General features: G+C 72.0%; 12 protein-coding genes. All 12 read right to left on the minus strand.

Annotation, left to right across the window (positions count from 1 at the left end; translation table 11 throughout):
• Window position 1 precedes the first annotated feature (1 nt).
• Entirely contained in the window at window positions 2–1,963 is a 1,962-nt protein-coding gene (locus tag OG819_RS08450; protein ID WP_266627779.1) for a proline/glycine betaine ABC transporter permease, read from the minus strand.
• Entirely contained in the window at window positions 1,963–3,072 is a 1,110-nt protein-coding gene (locus OG819_RS08455) for a glycine betaine/L-proline ABC transporter ATP-binding protein (RefSeq protein ID WP_266627778.1), read from the minus strand. The genes OG819_RS08450 and OG819_RS08455 overlap by 1 nt, the downstream gene beginning before the upstream one ends.
• A complete protein-coding gene (locus tag OG819_RS08460; RefSeq protein ID WP_266627777.1) occupies window positions 3,072–4,601 on the minus strand; it encodes a GMC family oxidoreductase in 1,530 nt (509 codons plus the stop codon). The genes OG819_RS08455 and OG819_RS08460 overlap by 1 nt, the downstream gene beginning before the upstream one ends.
• 56 nt (window positions 4,602–4,657) lie before the next feature.
• Window positions 4,658–6,190, minus strand: a complete 1,533-nt coding sequence (locus tag OG819_RS08465; protein ID WP_266648753.1) for an aldehyde dehydrogenase family protein — start codon at window positions 6,188–6,190, stop codon at window positions 4,658–4,660.
• 275 nt (window positions 6,191–6,465) lie between these two features.
• On the minus strand, window positions 6,466–7,398 hold the full coding sequence (locus OG819_RS08470) for a hypothetical protein (protein ID WP_266648755.1): 933 nt from the start codon (window positions 7,396–7,398) through the stop codon (window positions 6,466–6,468).
• Window positions 7,399–7,438: 40 nt separating this feature from the next.
• On the minus strand, window positions 7,439–7,801 hold the full coding sequence (locus tag OG819_RS08475) for a hypothetical protein (RefSeq protein WP_266436914.1): 363 nt from the start codon (window positions 7,799–7,801) through the stop codon (window positions 7,439–7,441).
• The gene (locus OG819_RS08480) at window positions 7,794–9,512 is read right to left on the minus strand and encodes a hypothetical protein (protein ID WP_266648757.1); all 1,719 of its coding nucleotides are present in this window, start codon (window positions 9,510–9,512) and stop codon (window positions 7,794–7,796) included. Before OG819_RS08480 ends, OG819_RS08475 begins: the two co-directional genes overlap by 8 nt.
• A 253-nt stretch (window positions 9,513–9,765) precedes the next feature.
• Window positions 9,766–10,755, minus strand: a complete 990-nt coding sequence (locus OG819_RS08485; RefSeq protein WP_266584999.1) for a malate dehydrogenase — start codon at window positions 10,753–10,755, stop codon at window positions 9,766–9,768.
• A 619-nt stretch (window positions 10,756–11,374) separates the two neighbouring features.
• A complete protein-coding gene (locus OG819_RS08490; RefSeq protein WP_266648759.1) occupies window positions 11,375–12,655 on the minus strand; it encodes an XRE family transcriptional regulator in 1,281 nt (426 codons plus the stop codon).
• 397 nt (window positions 12,656–13,052) lie between these two features.
• Complete coding sequence (locus OG819_RS08495; protein WP_266648761.1) at window positions 13,053–13,688, minus strand: helix-turn-helix transcriptional regulator; 636 nt, start codon at window positions 13,686–13,688, stop codon at window positions 13,053–13,055.
• A gap of 257 nt (window positions 13,689–13,945) precedes the next feature.
• Window positions 13,946–14,419, minus strand: coding sequence for a DUF3017 domain-containing protein (locus tag OG819_RS08500; protein WP_266634603.1), 474 nt, complete (start codon window positions 14,417–14,419; stop codon window positions 13,946–13,948).
• Between the two features lie 358 nt (window positions 14,420–14,777).
• Window positions 14,778–15,632, minus strand: a complete 855-nt coding sequence (locus tag OG819_RS08505) for a bifunctional methylenetetrahydrofolate dehydrogenase/methenyltetrahydrofolate cyclohydrolase (protein WP_266648763.1) — start codon at window positions 15,630–15,632, stop codon at window positions 14,778–14,780.
• Window positions 15,633–15,811: the final 179 nt, after the last annotated feature.

Below are 15,811 nucleotides of genomic sequence, written 5' to 3' on the forward strand. Positions count from 1 at the left end.
GTCACGCTCCCTTCTTCGTGGTCCGTGCGGTCGGCTGGGTCACCCGGTCGAGCATCAGGCCGAGACAGACGATCGCCGCGCCGGCCACAAGACCGGTCGCCAGGTCGCCCTGCGCGAGGCCGAACACGACGTCGTATCCGAGCGCGCCACCGCCGACCAGTCCGCCGATGATGACGACGGCGAGGACGAGCACGACGCCCTGGTTCACGGCGAGGAGCAGCGACCGGCGGGCCAGCGGCAGCTGGACCTGACGCAGTTGCTGGGCGCCGGTGGCGCCGAGCGAGCGGGCCGCCTCCAGCGCGGCCGGGTCGACGGCGCGCAGGCCCTGGGTGGTGATGCGGACGACGGCGGGGAGCGCGTAGACGACCGCGGCGGCCACGGCGGGCGCGCGGCCTACGCCGAACAGCGCCACCACCGGGATCAGGTAGACGAACTGCGGCATGGTCTGGAAGACGTCAAGCACCGGCCGCAGCAGCCGCTCGACGCGCTCGCTGCGCGCCGCCGCGATGCCGGTCGCGAAGCCGAGCACGAGGGTGACGGCGACCGCCGCGAGGACCTGTGACAGCGTGTCCAGGGACGGCTTCCACACACCGAGCACCCCGATCGCGGCCATCGCGAGGACCGCGGTGAGGGCGGTGCGCCAGGTGCCGATCAGCCAGGCGAGGGCGGCGACGATCAGCAGGACCGACCACCAGGGCAGCCACTGGAGGCCGTCCCGGAGGGGGTCCAGGACCCAGGTGGTGAAGTGGCCCGCCCAGTCGGCGGTGCCGCCGATGTAGGGGACGCCGGAGTAGAGGTGGTTGGTCATCCAGTCGACGACGCGGTTCACGGGCTCGGCGATGTGGAGGGTCCAGGAGACGGGCCAGTCGAGCCGGCCGGTGAGGCGTCCGGCCAGCGCCACGACGAGGGCCGCGGCGGCGGCGTACACCCAGCGGCGCGGTGCCGTCGCCCCGGAGTCCGAGCCCAGGCGCTCCCCTGCCGCGCCCGTGACCCGGTCCAGGACGACCGCGAGCAGCACGATCGGGATACCCGCGGCAAGTGCGGCGCCCACGTCGACGGAGGCCAGGGCCTGGTAGACGCGGTCGCCGAGGCCGCCCGCGCCGATCACGGAGGCGATGACCGCCATGGACAGGGCCATCATGATCGTCTGGTTGAGGCCGAGGAGGAGTTCCTTGCGGGCCAGCGGGAGGCGGGCGGTCAGCAGGCGCTGGCGGGCGGTGGCGCCGAGCGAGGTGACGGCCTCCATCACCCCGGCGTCGGCGTCGCGCAGGCCGAGCGCGGTGAGACGGGCCATGGGCGGGGCGGCGTACACGACGGTGGCGAGGACGGCGGCGGGCACGCCGATGCCGAAGACGAGGACGACGGGCAGGAGGTACGCGAACGCCGGCAGCACCTGCATGGTGTCGAGGACGGGACGCAGCGCGCGATAGGTACGGTCGGACAGCCCGGCCGCGAGGCCGAGCAGCGTGCCCAGCAGGACGGACGCGAGGACGGCGACCACCATGAGCGCGAGGGTCTGCATGGTCGGCACCCACATGCCGAGCAGTCCGCAGGCGAGGAACGCGGCGGCCGTGCCGAGCGCGAGCCGTACGCCCGCCGTGCGCCAGGCGACGAGTGCCGCGAGGGCCGTCACCCCGGCCCAGCCCGCCGCGAGCAGCACCACGTATACGGCGCGCACGGAGAGGACGACGGCGTTGCTGACGTACCCGAAGAAGTACAGGAACAGAGGGTGGCTGTCCCGGTTGTCGATGATCCACTCGCTGGCTCGGCCGAGGGGTGCGGAGAGGTCGACGGTCAGGGCGCCCGGCCAGGTGCCGCTCGCCCAGTGGGAGTCGAGGACCGGGACGATCACGGCTGCCGCGACGGCGAGCAGCAGCAGCTTGCCGACGGCCCGGTGTCTGCCGAGGTTCTTGAGCAGCGCGGCGACGCCGGAGTGACCGACGGTCGCGGTGACGGTGGCCATCAGGCGGCCTCCCCACGGGGGCCGTCCGGCGCCCCGACGGCTGTCGTGTCCGCTCCGGCGGGTGTGTGCGCTCCGGCGGGTGTGTCCGCGCCGGCCACCACGCCGAGCAGCACCGCGGAGTCCACGACGCCGACGCAGCGTCCCTGGTCCATCACGCGGGCGGGGTCGCCCGAGCGGGCCACCGCCTCGATGGCCTCGGAGACGGTCGCGTCGGGTGCGAGCGCCGGGCCCCGGCCGGCCTCCCCGGCGGACGCGGCCCGCATGGCCGTACGGACGGTCATGACCTGTTCACGCGGTACGTCCCGGACGAACTCGCGGACGTAGTCGTCGGCGGGCGAGCCGACGATCTCCTCAGGGGTGCCCAGTTGGACGACGCCGCCGTCGCGCATGAGCGCGATGCGGTCGCCAAGACGCAGCGCCTCGGTGAGGTCGTGCGTGATGAAGACCATCGTGCGGCCCTCGTCGCGGTGCAGCCGGATGACCTCTTCCTGCATGTCGCGCCGGATCAGCGGGTCGAGCGCGCTGAACGGCTCGTCGAAGAGCAGGACTTCGGGGTCGACGGCGAGCGCGCGGGCGAGCCCGACGCGCTGCTGCTGGCCACCGGACAGCTGGCCGGGCCTGCGCTGTTCCATGCCCTCCAGGCCGACCTTGGCGACGACCTCGGAGGCCTTCTCGCGGCGTTCCGCCTTGCCGACGCCCTGGATCTCCAGGCCGTACGCCACGTTGTCGAGCACCGAGCGGTGCGGGAGCAGGCCGAAGTGCTGGAAGACCATCGCGGCGCGGTGGCGGCGCAGTTCCCGCAGCCGGTTGCGGTCCATGGCGCGTACGTCCTCGCCGTCGATGACGATCGCGCCCGCGGTCGGCTCGATCAGCCGGGTGAGGCAGCGGACCAGCGTGGACTTGCCGGAGCCGGACAGCCCCATGACGACGAAGACCTCGCCCTTGCGGACGTCGAAGCTCACGTCCCGGACGGCGGCCGTACAGCCGGTGCGGGAGCGGAGTTCGGCGGGGGTGAGGGCGGCGAGTTCGGGATCGGCGGGAACGCGCTCGGCCTTCGGTCCGAACACCTTCCACAGGCCGTCGACGGAGAAGACGGAATCAGTACCCATCACGCACCGCCCCCGATCAGCTCGGCGCATTTCTCCCCGACCATGAGGACCCCGATCATCGGGTTCACGGCGGGCATCGTCGGGAAGACGGACGCGTCGGCGATCCGCAGACCGTCGAGGCCGCGCACCCTCAGCTCGGGGTCGACCACGGCCAGTTGATCGTCCGTGGCGCCCATACGGCAGGTGCCCGCCGGGTGGTACACGGTGTGCGCGACCTGACGGGCGTACGCGCTCAGCTCCTCGTCGTCGGTGACCTCGGGGCCGGGGCACACCTCGCGCTTGAGCCAGCCGGCGAGCGGTTCGGTGCGGGCGATGCGGCGCGCGATGCGGATGCCGTCGACGAGGGTGCGGCCGTCGTAGTCGTCCTCGTCCGTGAAGTAGCGGAAGTCGAGGGCGGGCTTGACCGAGGGATCGGAGCTGGTCAGGTAGAGGCGGCCGCGGCTGCGCGGCTTGGGGATGTTGGGGGTCATGGAGACGCCGTGCGCCGGACGCTCGTAGCCCAGCCGCTCCGGGTTGTCCGTGAACGGGATCTGGTAGAAGTGGAACATCAGGTCGGGGCCCGCGTGTTCGGGGTCCCGGCGCACGAACAGGCCCGCGTCGGAGTCCATCGCCGAGTTCTCCGGGATCGGCCCGTCGGTCTCCCAGACGATCACCGACTCGGGGTGGTCGAGCAGGTTCTCGCCGACGCCGGGCAGGTCGAGGGCGACGGGTATGCCGAGCTCCTCCAGGTCACGGGCGGGCCCGATCCCGGAGTGCAGCAGCAGCCGCGGCGAGTCGACCGCGCCCGCGCACAGCAGGACCTCGCGCCGGGCCCGTACGAGGCTCTCCGTGCCGTCCTTGGCGCGGACGTGCACGCCCGTGGCGCGCGCCCCCTCCAGCTCCAGCCGGTACGCCCAGGTCTCCAGCAGCAGCGTGAGGTTGGGCCGTTCGTCCATCACCGGGTGCAGATACGCGACCGACGCGCTGGAGCGTTTGTTGTTCTCGGGGTGGTAGGCGAGGTCGAAGAAGCCGGTGCCCTCGTCGAAGGGCTTCTTGTTGAAGCCCTCGACGCGGGGCACCCCCAGCGCGGCCTGCGCGGCGGCGACGAAGTCGCGGGCGATGGCGTTGCGGTCCTTCTCGTCCACCGGGACGATGTTGTTGAGGAGCCGCGCGAAGTACGCCTCCATCGGCACCGCGCCCCAGCCCTTGGCGCCCGCCGCCTCCCACTCGTCCCAGTCGGACGGCAGCGGCTTGAACGCGATCAGCGTGTTGTGCGACGAACAGCCACCGAGGACGCGGGCCCGGCTGTGCCGGATGTGCGAGTTGCCGCGCGGCTGCACGGTGGTCGGGTAGTCGTAGTCCAGCTCGCCGCCGAGCAGGCCCATCCAGCGGCGCAGGGTGAGGACGTCCTCGCGGCCGACGTCACTGGGGCCGCCCTCGATGACGGCGACCGTGACGTCGGCGTTCTCGGTGAGACGGGAGGCGATGACGGATCCTGCGGTGCCGCCGCCGATGACGACGTAGTCGTACTCATGGGGGGTCTGGGACATGGGGGTGCTACTCCAGGGTGTCGAAGGAGGGTGGGTCAGCCCGCCAACCAGGTGGGTCAGCCCGCGAACCAGCGGACCGGCTTCGGCGCCAGGTTCTGGTAGACGTGCTTGCTCTCGCGGTACTCGGCGAGGCCCGCCGGGCCCAGTTCGCGCCCCACGCCGCTCTTCCCGAAGCCGCCCCACTCCGCCTGCGGGAGATAGGGATGGAAGTCGTTGATCCAGACGGTGCCGTGCCGCAGCCGGCCGGCGACGCGGCGGGCGCGGCCCGCGTCGGTGGTCCAGACGGCGCCCGCGAGCCCGTACTCGGTGTCGTTGGCGAGCGCGACGGCCTCGTCCTCCGTGCGGAAGGTCTCCACGGTCAGTACGGGCCCGAAGACCTCCTCGCGGACCACCTTCATCTCCCGGTGGCACTGGTCGAGCACGGTCGGCTCGTAGAAGTACCCGGTGGCGGGCCGTTCGGCGGACGGCTCGGGGCGTCGGCCGCCCGCGCGCAGCACCGCGCCCTCCGCGAGCGCGGAGGCGACGTACGCCTCGGTCTTCTCGCGCTGCCCCGCCGACACGAGGGGGCCGCACTCGACGCCGTCCTCGGTGCCGCGGCCGAGCCTGATCCCGCTCGCCCTGCGGGCGAGTTCGGCGACGAAGCGCTCGCGCACGGACTCCTCGACGATGAGCCGCGATCCGGCCGAGCAGACCTGGCCGCTGTGGATGAAGGCGGCGTTGAGGGCCTGGTCGACGGCGGTGTCGAAGTCATCGTCCGTGGCGCAGGCGTCGGCGAAGACGACGTTGGGGTTCTTGCCGCCGAGTTCCAGGGCGACCTTCTTGACGCTCTCCGCGGCGGCCCGCGCCACCTTCGTACCGCTGACCAGGCCGCCGGTGAAGGAGACGAGGTCGACGTCGGGGTGCTCGGCGAGGCGGGCGCCCACCGTGTGCCCCGGGCCGGTCACCAGGTTGGCCGCCCCGGCGGGAAGTCCGGCCTCGGCGAGCAGCCGTATCAGCGCGATCGTCGTCAGCGGGGTGATCTCGCTCGGCTTGACCACGAAGGTGTTCCCGGCGGCGAGGGCGGGCGCGATCTTCCAACTGGCCTGCAGAAGTGGATAGTTCCAGGGGGTGATCAGCGCGCAGACACCGACGGGCTCGTGCACGACGACGCTGTGGATGTCGTCGGACCCGGCGTCGACGACCCTCCCGCCACCCTCCCCGACGACGAGGTCGGCGAAGTACCGGAAGGCGTCCGCGACACAGTCGATGTCGACCCGTCCCTCTTCGAGGGTCTTGCCCGCGTCGCGGCTCTCCAGGAGTCCCAGCTCCTCGCGGTCGCGGACGAGGAGGTCGGCGACGCGGCGCAGCAGCGCGGCGCGCTCGGCGACGGGGGTGCGGGGCCACTCCCCCGTGTCGAAGGCAAGGCGGGCGGCGGCGACGGCCGCGTCCGCGTCGCGCCCGTCACCCTCCGCGACCACGGCGAACGGCTTGGCATCCGCGGGATCGAGAATCTCGCGGGTGGCACGGGAGACGGCCTCCCGCCACTCTCCGCCCGCGTGAATGGTCTGTTGTTCCTGCTGCTGAGCCTGGTGCGCCTGGTGTCCGGCCATGGTCGGTGTTGCCTTCCGTTCCTGTTCCGTGCCCCTGAGTGCCCGCGCGTCACACGCGTGTCACTCTCGGGGACCGGGAGCGCCTGCCCCTCACCCCGGAATGCATGCACGACCAGTGACCCAAAGTGCGCGGCGTCACTGAAAAAACGGAAGAAATGCACCGAAAACGGTGAAAACGGCAAAGCGTACGCCGAGAGTGATCGGCACCCCGGAGGTGACGGAACTCGTCGGCTCCTCGCGGAGCACAACGCGGAAGGCCCTGCAGCTCAACACACCTAGGTGCCGCTCGCGCAGTTCGTGTCGGTGGGGCAGAAGGAGTTCAGGGCCGTGGCGAGCGGGCCGGTCATGTCCACGCCCTCGGGGCCGCTCGCGTTGATCGCGTAGAGCGTGCCGTCGGCGGCCCGGAAACGGTGGTCGACCACGTGCGTGGCGCCCTTCTGCGGGCTGTCGTAGCGGTAGGTGACCTGCGTCCAGTCGAAGCCGCTCTGCCGCTCGATGAGCCGGTACCCCGGGAGCTTCTGCGAGATCTCCTCGGCCTGGGACGACGACTCGGCCAGGGAGCTCTCCTTGACCTCGAACAGCATGAGCCGGCTGCTGCCGCCGGGGGCCGTGTACGTGACGACCGGCGCCAGCTTGCCCTGGACCTCCTCGCGCACCCAGCCGTCCGGCACGTCCACCGTGTAGCCGACCGGATCCACCGACCTGCTGTAGCCGGGCGACGGGTCCGGGGTGGTGGGCCCCGTCGCCGGGTCGCTGGACTCGCCCGGCCCGGCGTAGGTGTCCGGGCTCCCGGAGGTGTACCCAGTGTCAGAGGAAGGAACGCTCTGGGTGGCCGTGACCGTCACCGCCGGGCCCGTCGGGTCAGCGCCGGCGTGCCCGGACGAGTCGTCCCTGGTCAGCGCCCACACCGCGCCTCCGACACCGCCCGCGAGGACGGCGACGGCCACGATCACCAGCAGCAGCCGACGCGAGTCCGTGGGGCCCGGGGTCCGGCCGCCGCCGGGAGTCCCGCCGGGCCCGGACCACGACGGTGGCGGCAGCGGCGTCTCGGGCGGGCGCGGCGGCCCCGCCTGGGTCGTCGCCGACGCCCACCACTGCTGCTCCGCGTCCGGCGGCGCCCCGCCACCGCCGGCCCCGCTTCCGCCCTGTCCGCCGGCACCGTCGTCGTCGACCCACCGCTGGCGGTCCGCGTCCCACCGTTGCGCCACCTCGTCACCCCGTTCCCACTCGACCGATCCCGCGCCGCCGCTATCCGGCCAGCTGCGCGATCACCTGCACCACGGCCGCCGTCGACGCCAGCCCCGCCACGGCCGCGGCGGCGGTCTCCAGGCGCATCCGCAGCCGGCCGAGCCGCGCCGGGTCCGCCTGGCCCGTTCTCTCGATCTCTCCCTGCACCACGGCCAGTTCGCCGTCGAGGCCGGTCGTGTCGTCGGTCTCCGTGAGCAGCCGCAGATGATCGCGCAACGTGCGGACGGCCTCCAGGAGCGCCTCGGTCGTCTCGTCGGCGGCGGCCGCGGGCGGCGCCTCGTGATAGTTCGCGGTGCCGTGGTCGCCGAAGTTCACCGCACTGCGCGTGATCCGGTCGACCCGCCCGCCCGAGCCCTCAGTCATCTCTGCTCCCCTCGTTGTACGACGCGCCCCCGCTGCCCATGGACACGGCGCTCTTGCTGATCCGGCCCACCGCGGTGCCGCCGCTCATCTGACCGATGAACTGGCCGCCCGCGGCCACGTTGAAGATGTTCTGCTCGAAGCTGCCCGTCTCGCAGCCGCTGCGCCGCAGCGCCTCGCGCACCCCGCTCGCGATGCGGTCCTCGACCGTCTTGATGTAACGGCTGACGTCCATCTCCTGGAACAGCGACAGCCGGTCGGTGCTGCCCATCTCCCGCACGGACACCAACGGGGCGTCCGGCGGGGCCTGTTCGGGCCTGGCCAGCCAGGTGCGCAGGCACTGGACGAGGGTGCGCACCATGGAGAACCCCGCCAGCACGCCCGTCGCCGGGGCGGACAGCACCGTGCGCAGCACCTCGCGCGCCGTCGCGCCCTCCTCGGAGGCCGCGATGAAGTCCACGCGCCGGTACTCCTCGAAGATCGGCCCCAGCACGTGCGGTACGACCTCCAGGACCAGCATCCCGCCCTGCGTGTGGACGCGGACCAGTACCGAGACCACCACCTGCTCGTCCCAGGCGCCGACCCTGATGCGCAGGAAGTGACGGCGCGCCTCGCCGCCCTCGTCGACCGCCCCGTCCAGGTGCAGCCGGGCCGACGCCGGCTCGTACACACCCTGGTGCCGCCCCACGCCGTACGGCAGGTAGACGAACTCCTCCACCTCCAGGTCCTTGAGCCGGTCCCGGCTGGTGCGCGCGGCGGACTCCCGCAGCGCCTCCAGCTTCGGTACGACCAGGTCGAGGATCTGCCGGTTCGTCAACTGCACCGGAGCGCGGTGCCCGTTCGCCGAACCGTCGCCGGTCTGCTCGGGCAGCTTGCCGTTCAGGCCGTCGAACGGCTTCTTGGCGGGGGTGATCTCCATCGCGAACGACCAGGGCTCGTACGGCTTTCCCGCGCCGACGAACGGCCGGTGGGCGTCGTAGAGCGCCACGGACGCGTGCTGCTCCCAGGTGACGGCCCGCGCGACCCGGAGCTGACGCTCACTGCCCATGGGCAGTGCCACGGCCGTACGGGCGAAGGCGTCCCGGGAGAGTTCGACGCTCATGACCGCGGCCACCTGGGAGCGGTGGGCGCCGATCACGAAGGTGAGCAGAAGCGGGAAGATCACCAGAAAGGGGTCGTGCAGCAACTGGGTGAAGGCGTACACCCAGTAGCCGATCTCCGCGGCCCGCGCCATGAAGGTGAGCCCCCAGGCGGTCGCCCTGCGCGGCAGACGCAGCCGGGCGGACTCGTCCCGGCTCGCGGCGTACATGCTCGTGCCCCACCCGGACGCGGCCCGCGCGGACCACAGCAGAAAGCAGACGGCGGCGTAGAAGAACACCGCTACGGCGCCGAACAGGCCCGCGAAGCCCTGAACCCCGGAGTCCGTGACGCTGGTGGCCGAGACGCTGGTGGCCGCCCGGACCATCTCCACCAGGAAGAACACGATCCAGATGGCCAGCAGCCCGAGCCCGGTCAGGGCCTCCCTGCGGCGCGCCCGCAGCGCGTGCGCGAGCACGGCCACCACGTCGACACCAAGGGACGGTGCCGCGGGTCGCTCCTCGTGCCCTATGAGTTCGTCGATGACCCGCGCCCGGAACACGGTGTCCAGATGCACTCCGGCACACAACAGCCGTGTCGCCTCGCTGTGCGCGTACCGTCTCTCCGATTCCGTCACTGGGACCACCCCCGTGTGTCTCCCCCGGCCGCGCCCCAGCTCTCTTGAGCAGCCCTGCGCTCCCCTGGCGGACCGTACGTCACGACGATAGCGAGAGTTACTCCCCGTGCGCCCCCGCATACAGCGAGAAAGCACCTACGTTCGATGCGTACTTTCTGTACGCATGCGTCGGCCCCGCCCGGGACACATCCCGGACGGGGCCGATGAGTTGCAAGTGACTCAGGTGAGTCGGATACGCCAGATCCGATCCGGATCAGATGAGACCGAGACCGCGGACCGCGTCGCGCTCCTCCTCGAGCTCCTTGACGGAGGCGTCGATACGGGCGCGGGAGAACTCGTTGATGTCCAGCCCCTGGACGATCTCGTACTGGCCGTCCTTGGTGGTGACGGGGAAGGAGGAGATGATCCCCTCGGGCACGCCGTAGGAACCGTCCGACGGGATACCCATGGAGGTCCAGTCACCGTCGGCGGTGCCGTTGACCCAGGTGTACACGTGGTCGATGGCGGCGTTCGCGGCGGAGGCGGCGGAGGACGCGCCACGGGCCTCGATGATCGCGGCACCGCGCTTGGCGACGGTCGGGATGAAGTCCTCGGCGAGCCACTTCTCGTCGTTCACGACCTCGGCGGCGTTCTTGCCCGCGACCGTGGCGTGGAAGATGTCCGGGTACTGGGTGGCGGAGTGGTTGCCCCAGATGGTGAGGCGCTTGATGTCCGCGACCGTGCTGCCCGTCTTCTTCGCGAGCTGGGTCAGCGCGCGGTTGTGATCCAGACGGGTCATCGCGGTGAAACGCTCCGCCGGTACGTCCGGGGCGGCGGCCTGGGCGATGAGGGCGTTGGTGTTGGCCGGGTTGCCGACGACGAGGACCTTGATGTCGTCCGCGGCGTGGTCGTTGATGGCCTTGCCCTGCGGCTTGAAGATGCCACCGTTGGCGGAGAGCAGGTCACCGCGCTCCATGCCCTTGGTACGGGGGCGGGCGCCGACGAGCAGCGCGACGTTCGTGCCGTCGAAGGCTACGTTCGGGTCGTCCGTGATGTCGATCCCCGCCAGCAGCGGGAAGGCGCAGTCGTCGAGCTCCATCGCGGTGCCCTCGGCGGCCTTCAGCGCCGGCGTGATCTCCAGGAGGCGCAGCTTGACCGGCACGTCCGCGCCGAGCAGCTGGCCGGAGGCGATGCGGAAGAGCAGGGCGTAACCGATCTGGCCGGCCGCGCCGGTGACGGTGACGTTCACGGGAGTGCGGGTCATGGCGTTCTCCGTATGACAGCAGGCGGTGGGGCGTCCCTGCCCCGGGGTGCAGGATCGTCCCCTGCGTCCACCGCAATGATCGATCAAAGGAACCGATGATCGATCTCTCGGCGTCAAGAGAGATCCGCCGTCAGGCTATCGCGCATCCGGGATCGCGGACGGCCGGGTCCCGTGTGGCCCAGCCCACAGACCTCCGACGGGGCGGCCGCGGGTCCGGGAGAGAACGACCCGACGGCCGCCGTCGGGGTGACCGGCCGGGGCCGGATCCCGTGGGGGTACGGTGCGCCTGCCCCAACGACGCCGGAACATTCCTGGGATTCGGTTTTGGTGGGTGGGTTCGTGGGTGGGTTCTTCGACTGCGGGTGAGCGGGGGTTGCTCGCGCAGTTCCCCGCGCCCCTAAAAGCCTCCATCGCGGCCCGCGTTTCCAGCCCGTCCGGCGCTTGAGGACGAGGCCGTTCAGGCCGATGCGGGGGTCCAGGGGGCGCAACGCCCCTGGCGGGGTCGAAGGGGCGGAGCCCCTGGGGATGGGACGGGTAGGGGCGGCGGGGGCGAGGAACCATGCCGCGTATGCCCACCCCGCCCCAGCCAAGCCCCCCGTTACGCCCCCTCCCCGCTACTTCACGTCGTGCAGCCCTTCTGGCCCGACTTCAACGTGACGCACGCCTTCGCCTCCGCGGCATCCTTGACGGCGACCATCGGGGTGTACGCATCGGTGGCGTTGTCGACGGTGCCCGTCTGCTTGGCCGCGGTCCCCGCCGTCACCTGCACCGAGTCACCGATCACGGCCTGGGTGATACGAGCCCAGGCCGCGGCGCAGGTCTTGCTGTAGCGCACCTCGACGAGGGTGGTACCGACGGTGATGCTGGTGCTGGTCGTCGCCAGTTGCCCGCCGCACCCCATGTTCTCCGGGTCCTTGCCCGTGCAGTCGGCGCCACTGCACTTCACTCCGGCCGGCAGATCGGGATTGACCGCGGCGGACGTCGAGGGCGTCTTGGGCGCGCTCTGCGTCTTCTTGTCGTCGCCGCCCCCGGTGAGGTAGACGGCCACGGCTATCACCACGAGCGCACCCACCACCCCCGCGAGGAACATCGTCACCCGCCGCTTGCGCCGCGCCGCCCCGTCCCCCGAACCCCCCGCGGGCGCGCCCGGCCCGCCGGGACCGACACTGGCGGGCCCAGCCGCGCCGACAGGTCCGCCGGCCCCCACGGAGCCGCCCGGACCCACCGCCCCCGCCGGAGTCGCCGGAGTCGCCGGACCGTACCGCCCCGCGTCACCGGACGGCGTGGCGACGACCCCCCAGCCCCCGCCACGCGAGCCCCCACCGGACGAAGACCCGCCCGAACCGGACCCGCCGTACCCGGCACCCTCGCGCGCCCCACCCCCGAGCGACGACGAAGAGCCGTACGACGAGTCCTCCACCTCCGTGGCGGACGGCTGCGGCGGAACCGTCGGCGACACCCCCGCGGGTCCGGCGATCCCCGGTGTGATCCCGGGCGTCGCGGTCGCGCTGCCGCCCTTGCGGGCCTGCTTGCCGTTGCTCCCCTTCGCCGGGGGCGCCCCGAACTCCCCGAGCGCGGCGCGCGCCTGGGAGATCCGGATCGCTTCCATGGTCATGTCGTGGCGCATCTCCGAGCGGCTCCACGCACGCTCGGCCAGCTCCCACATGGTCGTCAGATGGATGGGATTGGTCCCGGTCACCTCGGCCAGGGCGACGATCGCGCCCTTGGGCGCGAGGAGCCGACCGTTGAGGTACCGCTCCCAGGACGTCTTGCTGTAGCCCGTACGGTCGGCCACCGCGGCGATGCTCAGCCCGCTCCGGTCGACCAGCCGGCGCAGCTGGCTGGCGAACTCCCTGACCTGCGGATCGAGTTCATCCGGCAAGTCCCTCCAACGAGGCATTACTGCTCCCCCCTGCTTCTTTCCCCCCGTACGTGCCTGACTGTTCCCCCGTGTGTTCGGCGCCCTCCGCCGAGTCCCCGCCAGTCCCGTTGGTCCCCGTTCTGGCTACCCACAGGGATGCGATCGGTCAGGATCTCAGTTCCCGGGATGGGGGCGCACGGGAGCATTCGGGCCGGGGCAAGCACCGTTGCACGCCCCGCGGGCCGCGGTCCATTGTCCCATCGACGTCGTACCCGCCGACCGGACCCTCGTCCTCCGCGACAGGACGTCCGGTACCGTCCCGATTGGCCACGCTAACCGGGTTGTTGGGATGGATCAGGGTAAATCCTCGAACTTGTCAAGACATCGACACAACGGGAACACAGGTGCGACCTCACCCGTCACGAGAACGCTCAGCTCACCCGAGGGTGACGGCGCCCACGACGGCGGCGAGGAGGATGACGACGGCCAGCAGGGCCGCGTAGAGGAGGAGGCGGGGCGTACGGGGCGCGGCGGGCTCCCGGGACGACTCCTCGTCGAGCAGGTCCCACCACGGAAGCGTGGGGTCCTCCTCGTAGCCGTCACGGCCGTGCGCGGCGGGGGCGGCGTGCGCGGCGGGGGCGGCGTGCGCGGCGGGGGCGGCGTGCGCGGCGGGGGCGGCGTGCGCGGCGGGGGCGGCGTGCGCGGCGGGGAGGGAGACTTCGGCGCCGGGGGCGGATTCGCCGCCGGGGCAGGGGACGGGGCCGCCCGCCGGTACCCGTACGGGCGGCGCGGGCTCGCGCGGCCAGGCCCGCACCGCCAGTTCCCAGCGCACTCCGAAGCGTTCGGTCTCCTCGCCCGCGAGACCCGCGACCCGGCACAGGGCGACGACCGCCTGCCGGGGCGGCGGCTGGCTCGCGTTGAGGTAGCGCTGCCAGGAGGACTTGCTGTACGCGGTACGTGTGCCCAGCGCGACCAGGCTCATCCCGGTGCGGTCCTTGAGCAGCCGCAACTGCTCGACGAAGTGCCGTACCTCCGCCGGAAGCTCCTCCGGCAGCGGCTGCCAGGCACCCATCGCTCACCCACCTCCCGCGGGGCTTCCCAGTCGCTCCCGTGTCGTCCCTCGTGAGCGATTGACGAAGCCGGGCGGTGGACGGTTCCCGTCACGCGGAGCGCACACCGTGGCGGAATGGTCACTTCCGTGCCACAGGGAACTGCCGGCTGTTGAACAGGCGGTGCCTGTACAGAAGGGTTGACCCGGGCGGTCCTGCCGCCCGGCCGCGGCCCGTCCTTACTCGGGGGAGGGGACGGGCCGCGCCATGCGCGGAGGTCTCAGCGGACCGTGAAATGCAGCGTGTCGTCCAGGAACGGGATGACCAGCCACGGGTTGGGCTGTGCCATCAGCGAGAGCAGCACGATGGCGACGCCCAGCACGCCGTACGTGAGCATGTCCGTGAAGCGGGAGCGGACCGCGAGCATGCCCACGTCGGGCAGCATCCAGCGCATCACGGCACCGGCCAGCAGCGCGGCGCCGATCAGGATCGTGCCGAGCCGGAACACGTCGAGGGCGGTCAGCAGCAGACCGAGTCCGACGGCCGACAGGACGGCGAGAATGGGCCACTGCCGGGCCGGGGCCGGGGCGTCGCCGCCCGCCGCCCGGCCGCCGCCCTCGGGCCGCGCGGTGTCCCGCGTGAACAGGGGGAAGCGCCGCGTGGTGCGGCGCGGCTTCCCCTCGGCGTCGGGCGCGCTCACGGCGTCGAGCGCGCTCGGCTCACCCGTGGCCCCCTCCGCCTCCGCCTCCGGCACACCCGCCACCCCGTTCACGGCCCCCACCTTCCGCGAACCGGCCTCACCCTGCACGGATCCCGGCTTCCGTGAACCGGCCTCAGCTGTCACGGCCTCCGCCTTCCGCGAACCGGCCGCACCGTTCACGGATCCCGCCTCCCGCACGACGGACTCATCCTTCACAGCCCGCGCCCTGCGCGCACCCGCCGCACCGTTCGCGGCTCCTACGGCCTCAGTCTTCGGCGCGACGGAGTCGCCCTTCGCGGACCCCGTCCCGCGCGCGGCCGACCCGCCGTTCGCGGGCGCGGCCTCCCGTACGGCCGACTCCGCGTCGGTGTCGATGTCGATGTCGCGGGCCGCGGTGTCCTCGGGCCCGCCGTCAGCCGACACTGCGCTCCGCCGCTTCCACCACGTTGACGAGCAGCTGGGCGCGGGTCATCGGGCCCACTCCGCCGGGGTTCGGGGAGATCCACGCGGCGACCTCGGAGACGTCCGGGTGGACGTCTCCGACGATCTTGCCCTCGGCGCTGCGCGAGACACCCACGTCGAGGACGGCGGCGCCCGGCTTCACGTCCTCGGCGCGGATGAGGTGGGCGGAGCCCGCCGCGGCGACGATGATGTCGGCGCGCTTCAGGTGCGCGGAGAGATCACGGGTGCCGGTGTGGCACTGGGTGACCGTGGCGTTCTCGCTGCGCCGCGTCAGCAGCAGCGGCATGGGCCGCCCGATGGTCACCCCGCGGCCGACGACCACGACCTCGGCGCCCTTGATCTCCACGCCGTAGCGGCGCAGCAGGGTGAGTACGCCGTTGGGGGTACAGGGCAGCGGCGCCGGCTCGTTGAGGACCAGCCGCCCGAGGTTCATCGGGTGCAGGCCGTCGGCGTCCTTGTCCGGGTCCATCAGTTCCAGGATGCGGTTCTCGTCGATGCCCTTGGGGAGCGGGAGCTGGACGATGTAGCCGGTGCAGGTGGGGTCCTCGTTGAGTTCGCGCACCACCGCCTCGATCTCCTCCTGCGTGGCGGTCGCGGGCAGTTCACGCTGGATGGAGGCGATGCCGACCTGGGCGCAGTCGCGGTGCTTGCCCGCGACGTACTTCTGGCTGCCGGGGTCGTCGCCGACCAGGACGGTCCCCAGGCCGGGCGTGACGCCCTTCTCCTTGAGGGCCGCCACGCGGGCGGTCAGATCGGACTTGATCGCGGCTGCGGTGGCCTTGCCATCGAGAATCTGGGCGGTCATGTCCCCATCCTCGCGGATGACCCGCTCCCGGTTCCAATCCGGGCGCCCCTTCCGCCCCGCAATCAGCTTCGATCGGCCGCGATCAGCTGTGATCAGCGATGTTGCGCTTACACAACACCTGCACAACACAACCGGAAGGACCCTGGACAAATTAGTAAGGCATTGAGAACGATGAACAT

The organism is Streptomyces sp. NBC_01549, from assembly GCF_026339955.1.
Taxonomy (GTDB): domain Bacteria; phylum Actinomycetota; class Actinomycetes; order Streptomycetales; family Streptomycetaceae; genus Streptomyces.

Excerpts from the sequence above, each read along its gene's own strand:
- OG819_RS08495 (WP_266648761.1), bottom strand. The coding sequence starts at position 13,688 with ATGGGTGCCTGGCAGCCGCTGCCGGAGGAGCTTCCGGCGGAGGTACGG.
- OG819_RS08505 (WP_266648763.1), bottom strand. The coding sequence starts at position 15,632 with ATGACCGCCCAGATTCTCGATGGCAAGGCCACCGCAGCCGCGATCAAG.
- OG819_RS08490 (WP_266648759.1), bottom strand. The coding sequence starts at position 12,655 with ATGCCTCGTTGGAGGGACTTGCCGGATGAACTCGATCCGCAGGTCAGG.
- OG819_RS08465 (WP_266648753.1), bottom strand. The coding sequence starts at position 6,190 with ATGGCCGGACACCAGGCGCACCAGGCTCAGCAGCAGGAACAACAGACC.
- OG819_RS08455 (WP_266627778.1), bottom strand. The coding sequence starts at position 3,072 with ATGGGTACTGATTCCGTCTTCTCCGTCGACGGCCTGTGGAAGGTGTTC.
- OG819_RS08450 (WP_266627779.1), bottom strand. The coding sequence starts at position 1,963 with ATGGCCACCGTCACCGCGACCGTCGGTCACTCCGGCGTCGCCGCGCTG.
- OG819_RS08475 (WP_266436914.1), bottom strand. The coding sequence starts at position 7,801 with ATGACTGAGGGCTCGGGCGGGCGGGTCGACCGGATCACGCGCAGTGCG.
- OG819_RS08460 (WP_266627777.1), bottom strand. The coding sequence starts at position 4,601 with ATGTCCCAGACCCCCCATGAGTACGACTACGTCGTCATCGGCGGCGGC.
- OG819_RS08485 (WP_266584999.1), bottom strand. The coding sequence starts at position 10,755 with ATGACCCGCACTCCCGTGAACGTCACCGTCACCGGCGCGGCCGGCCAG.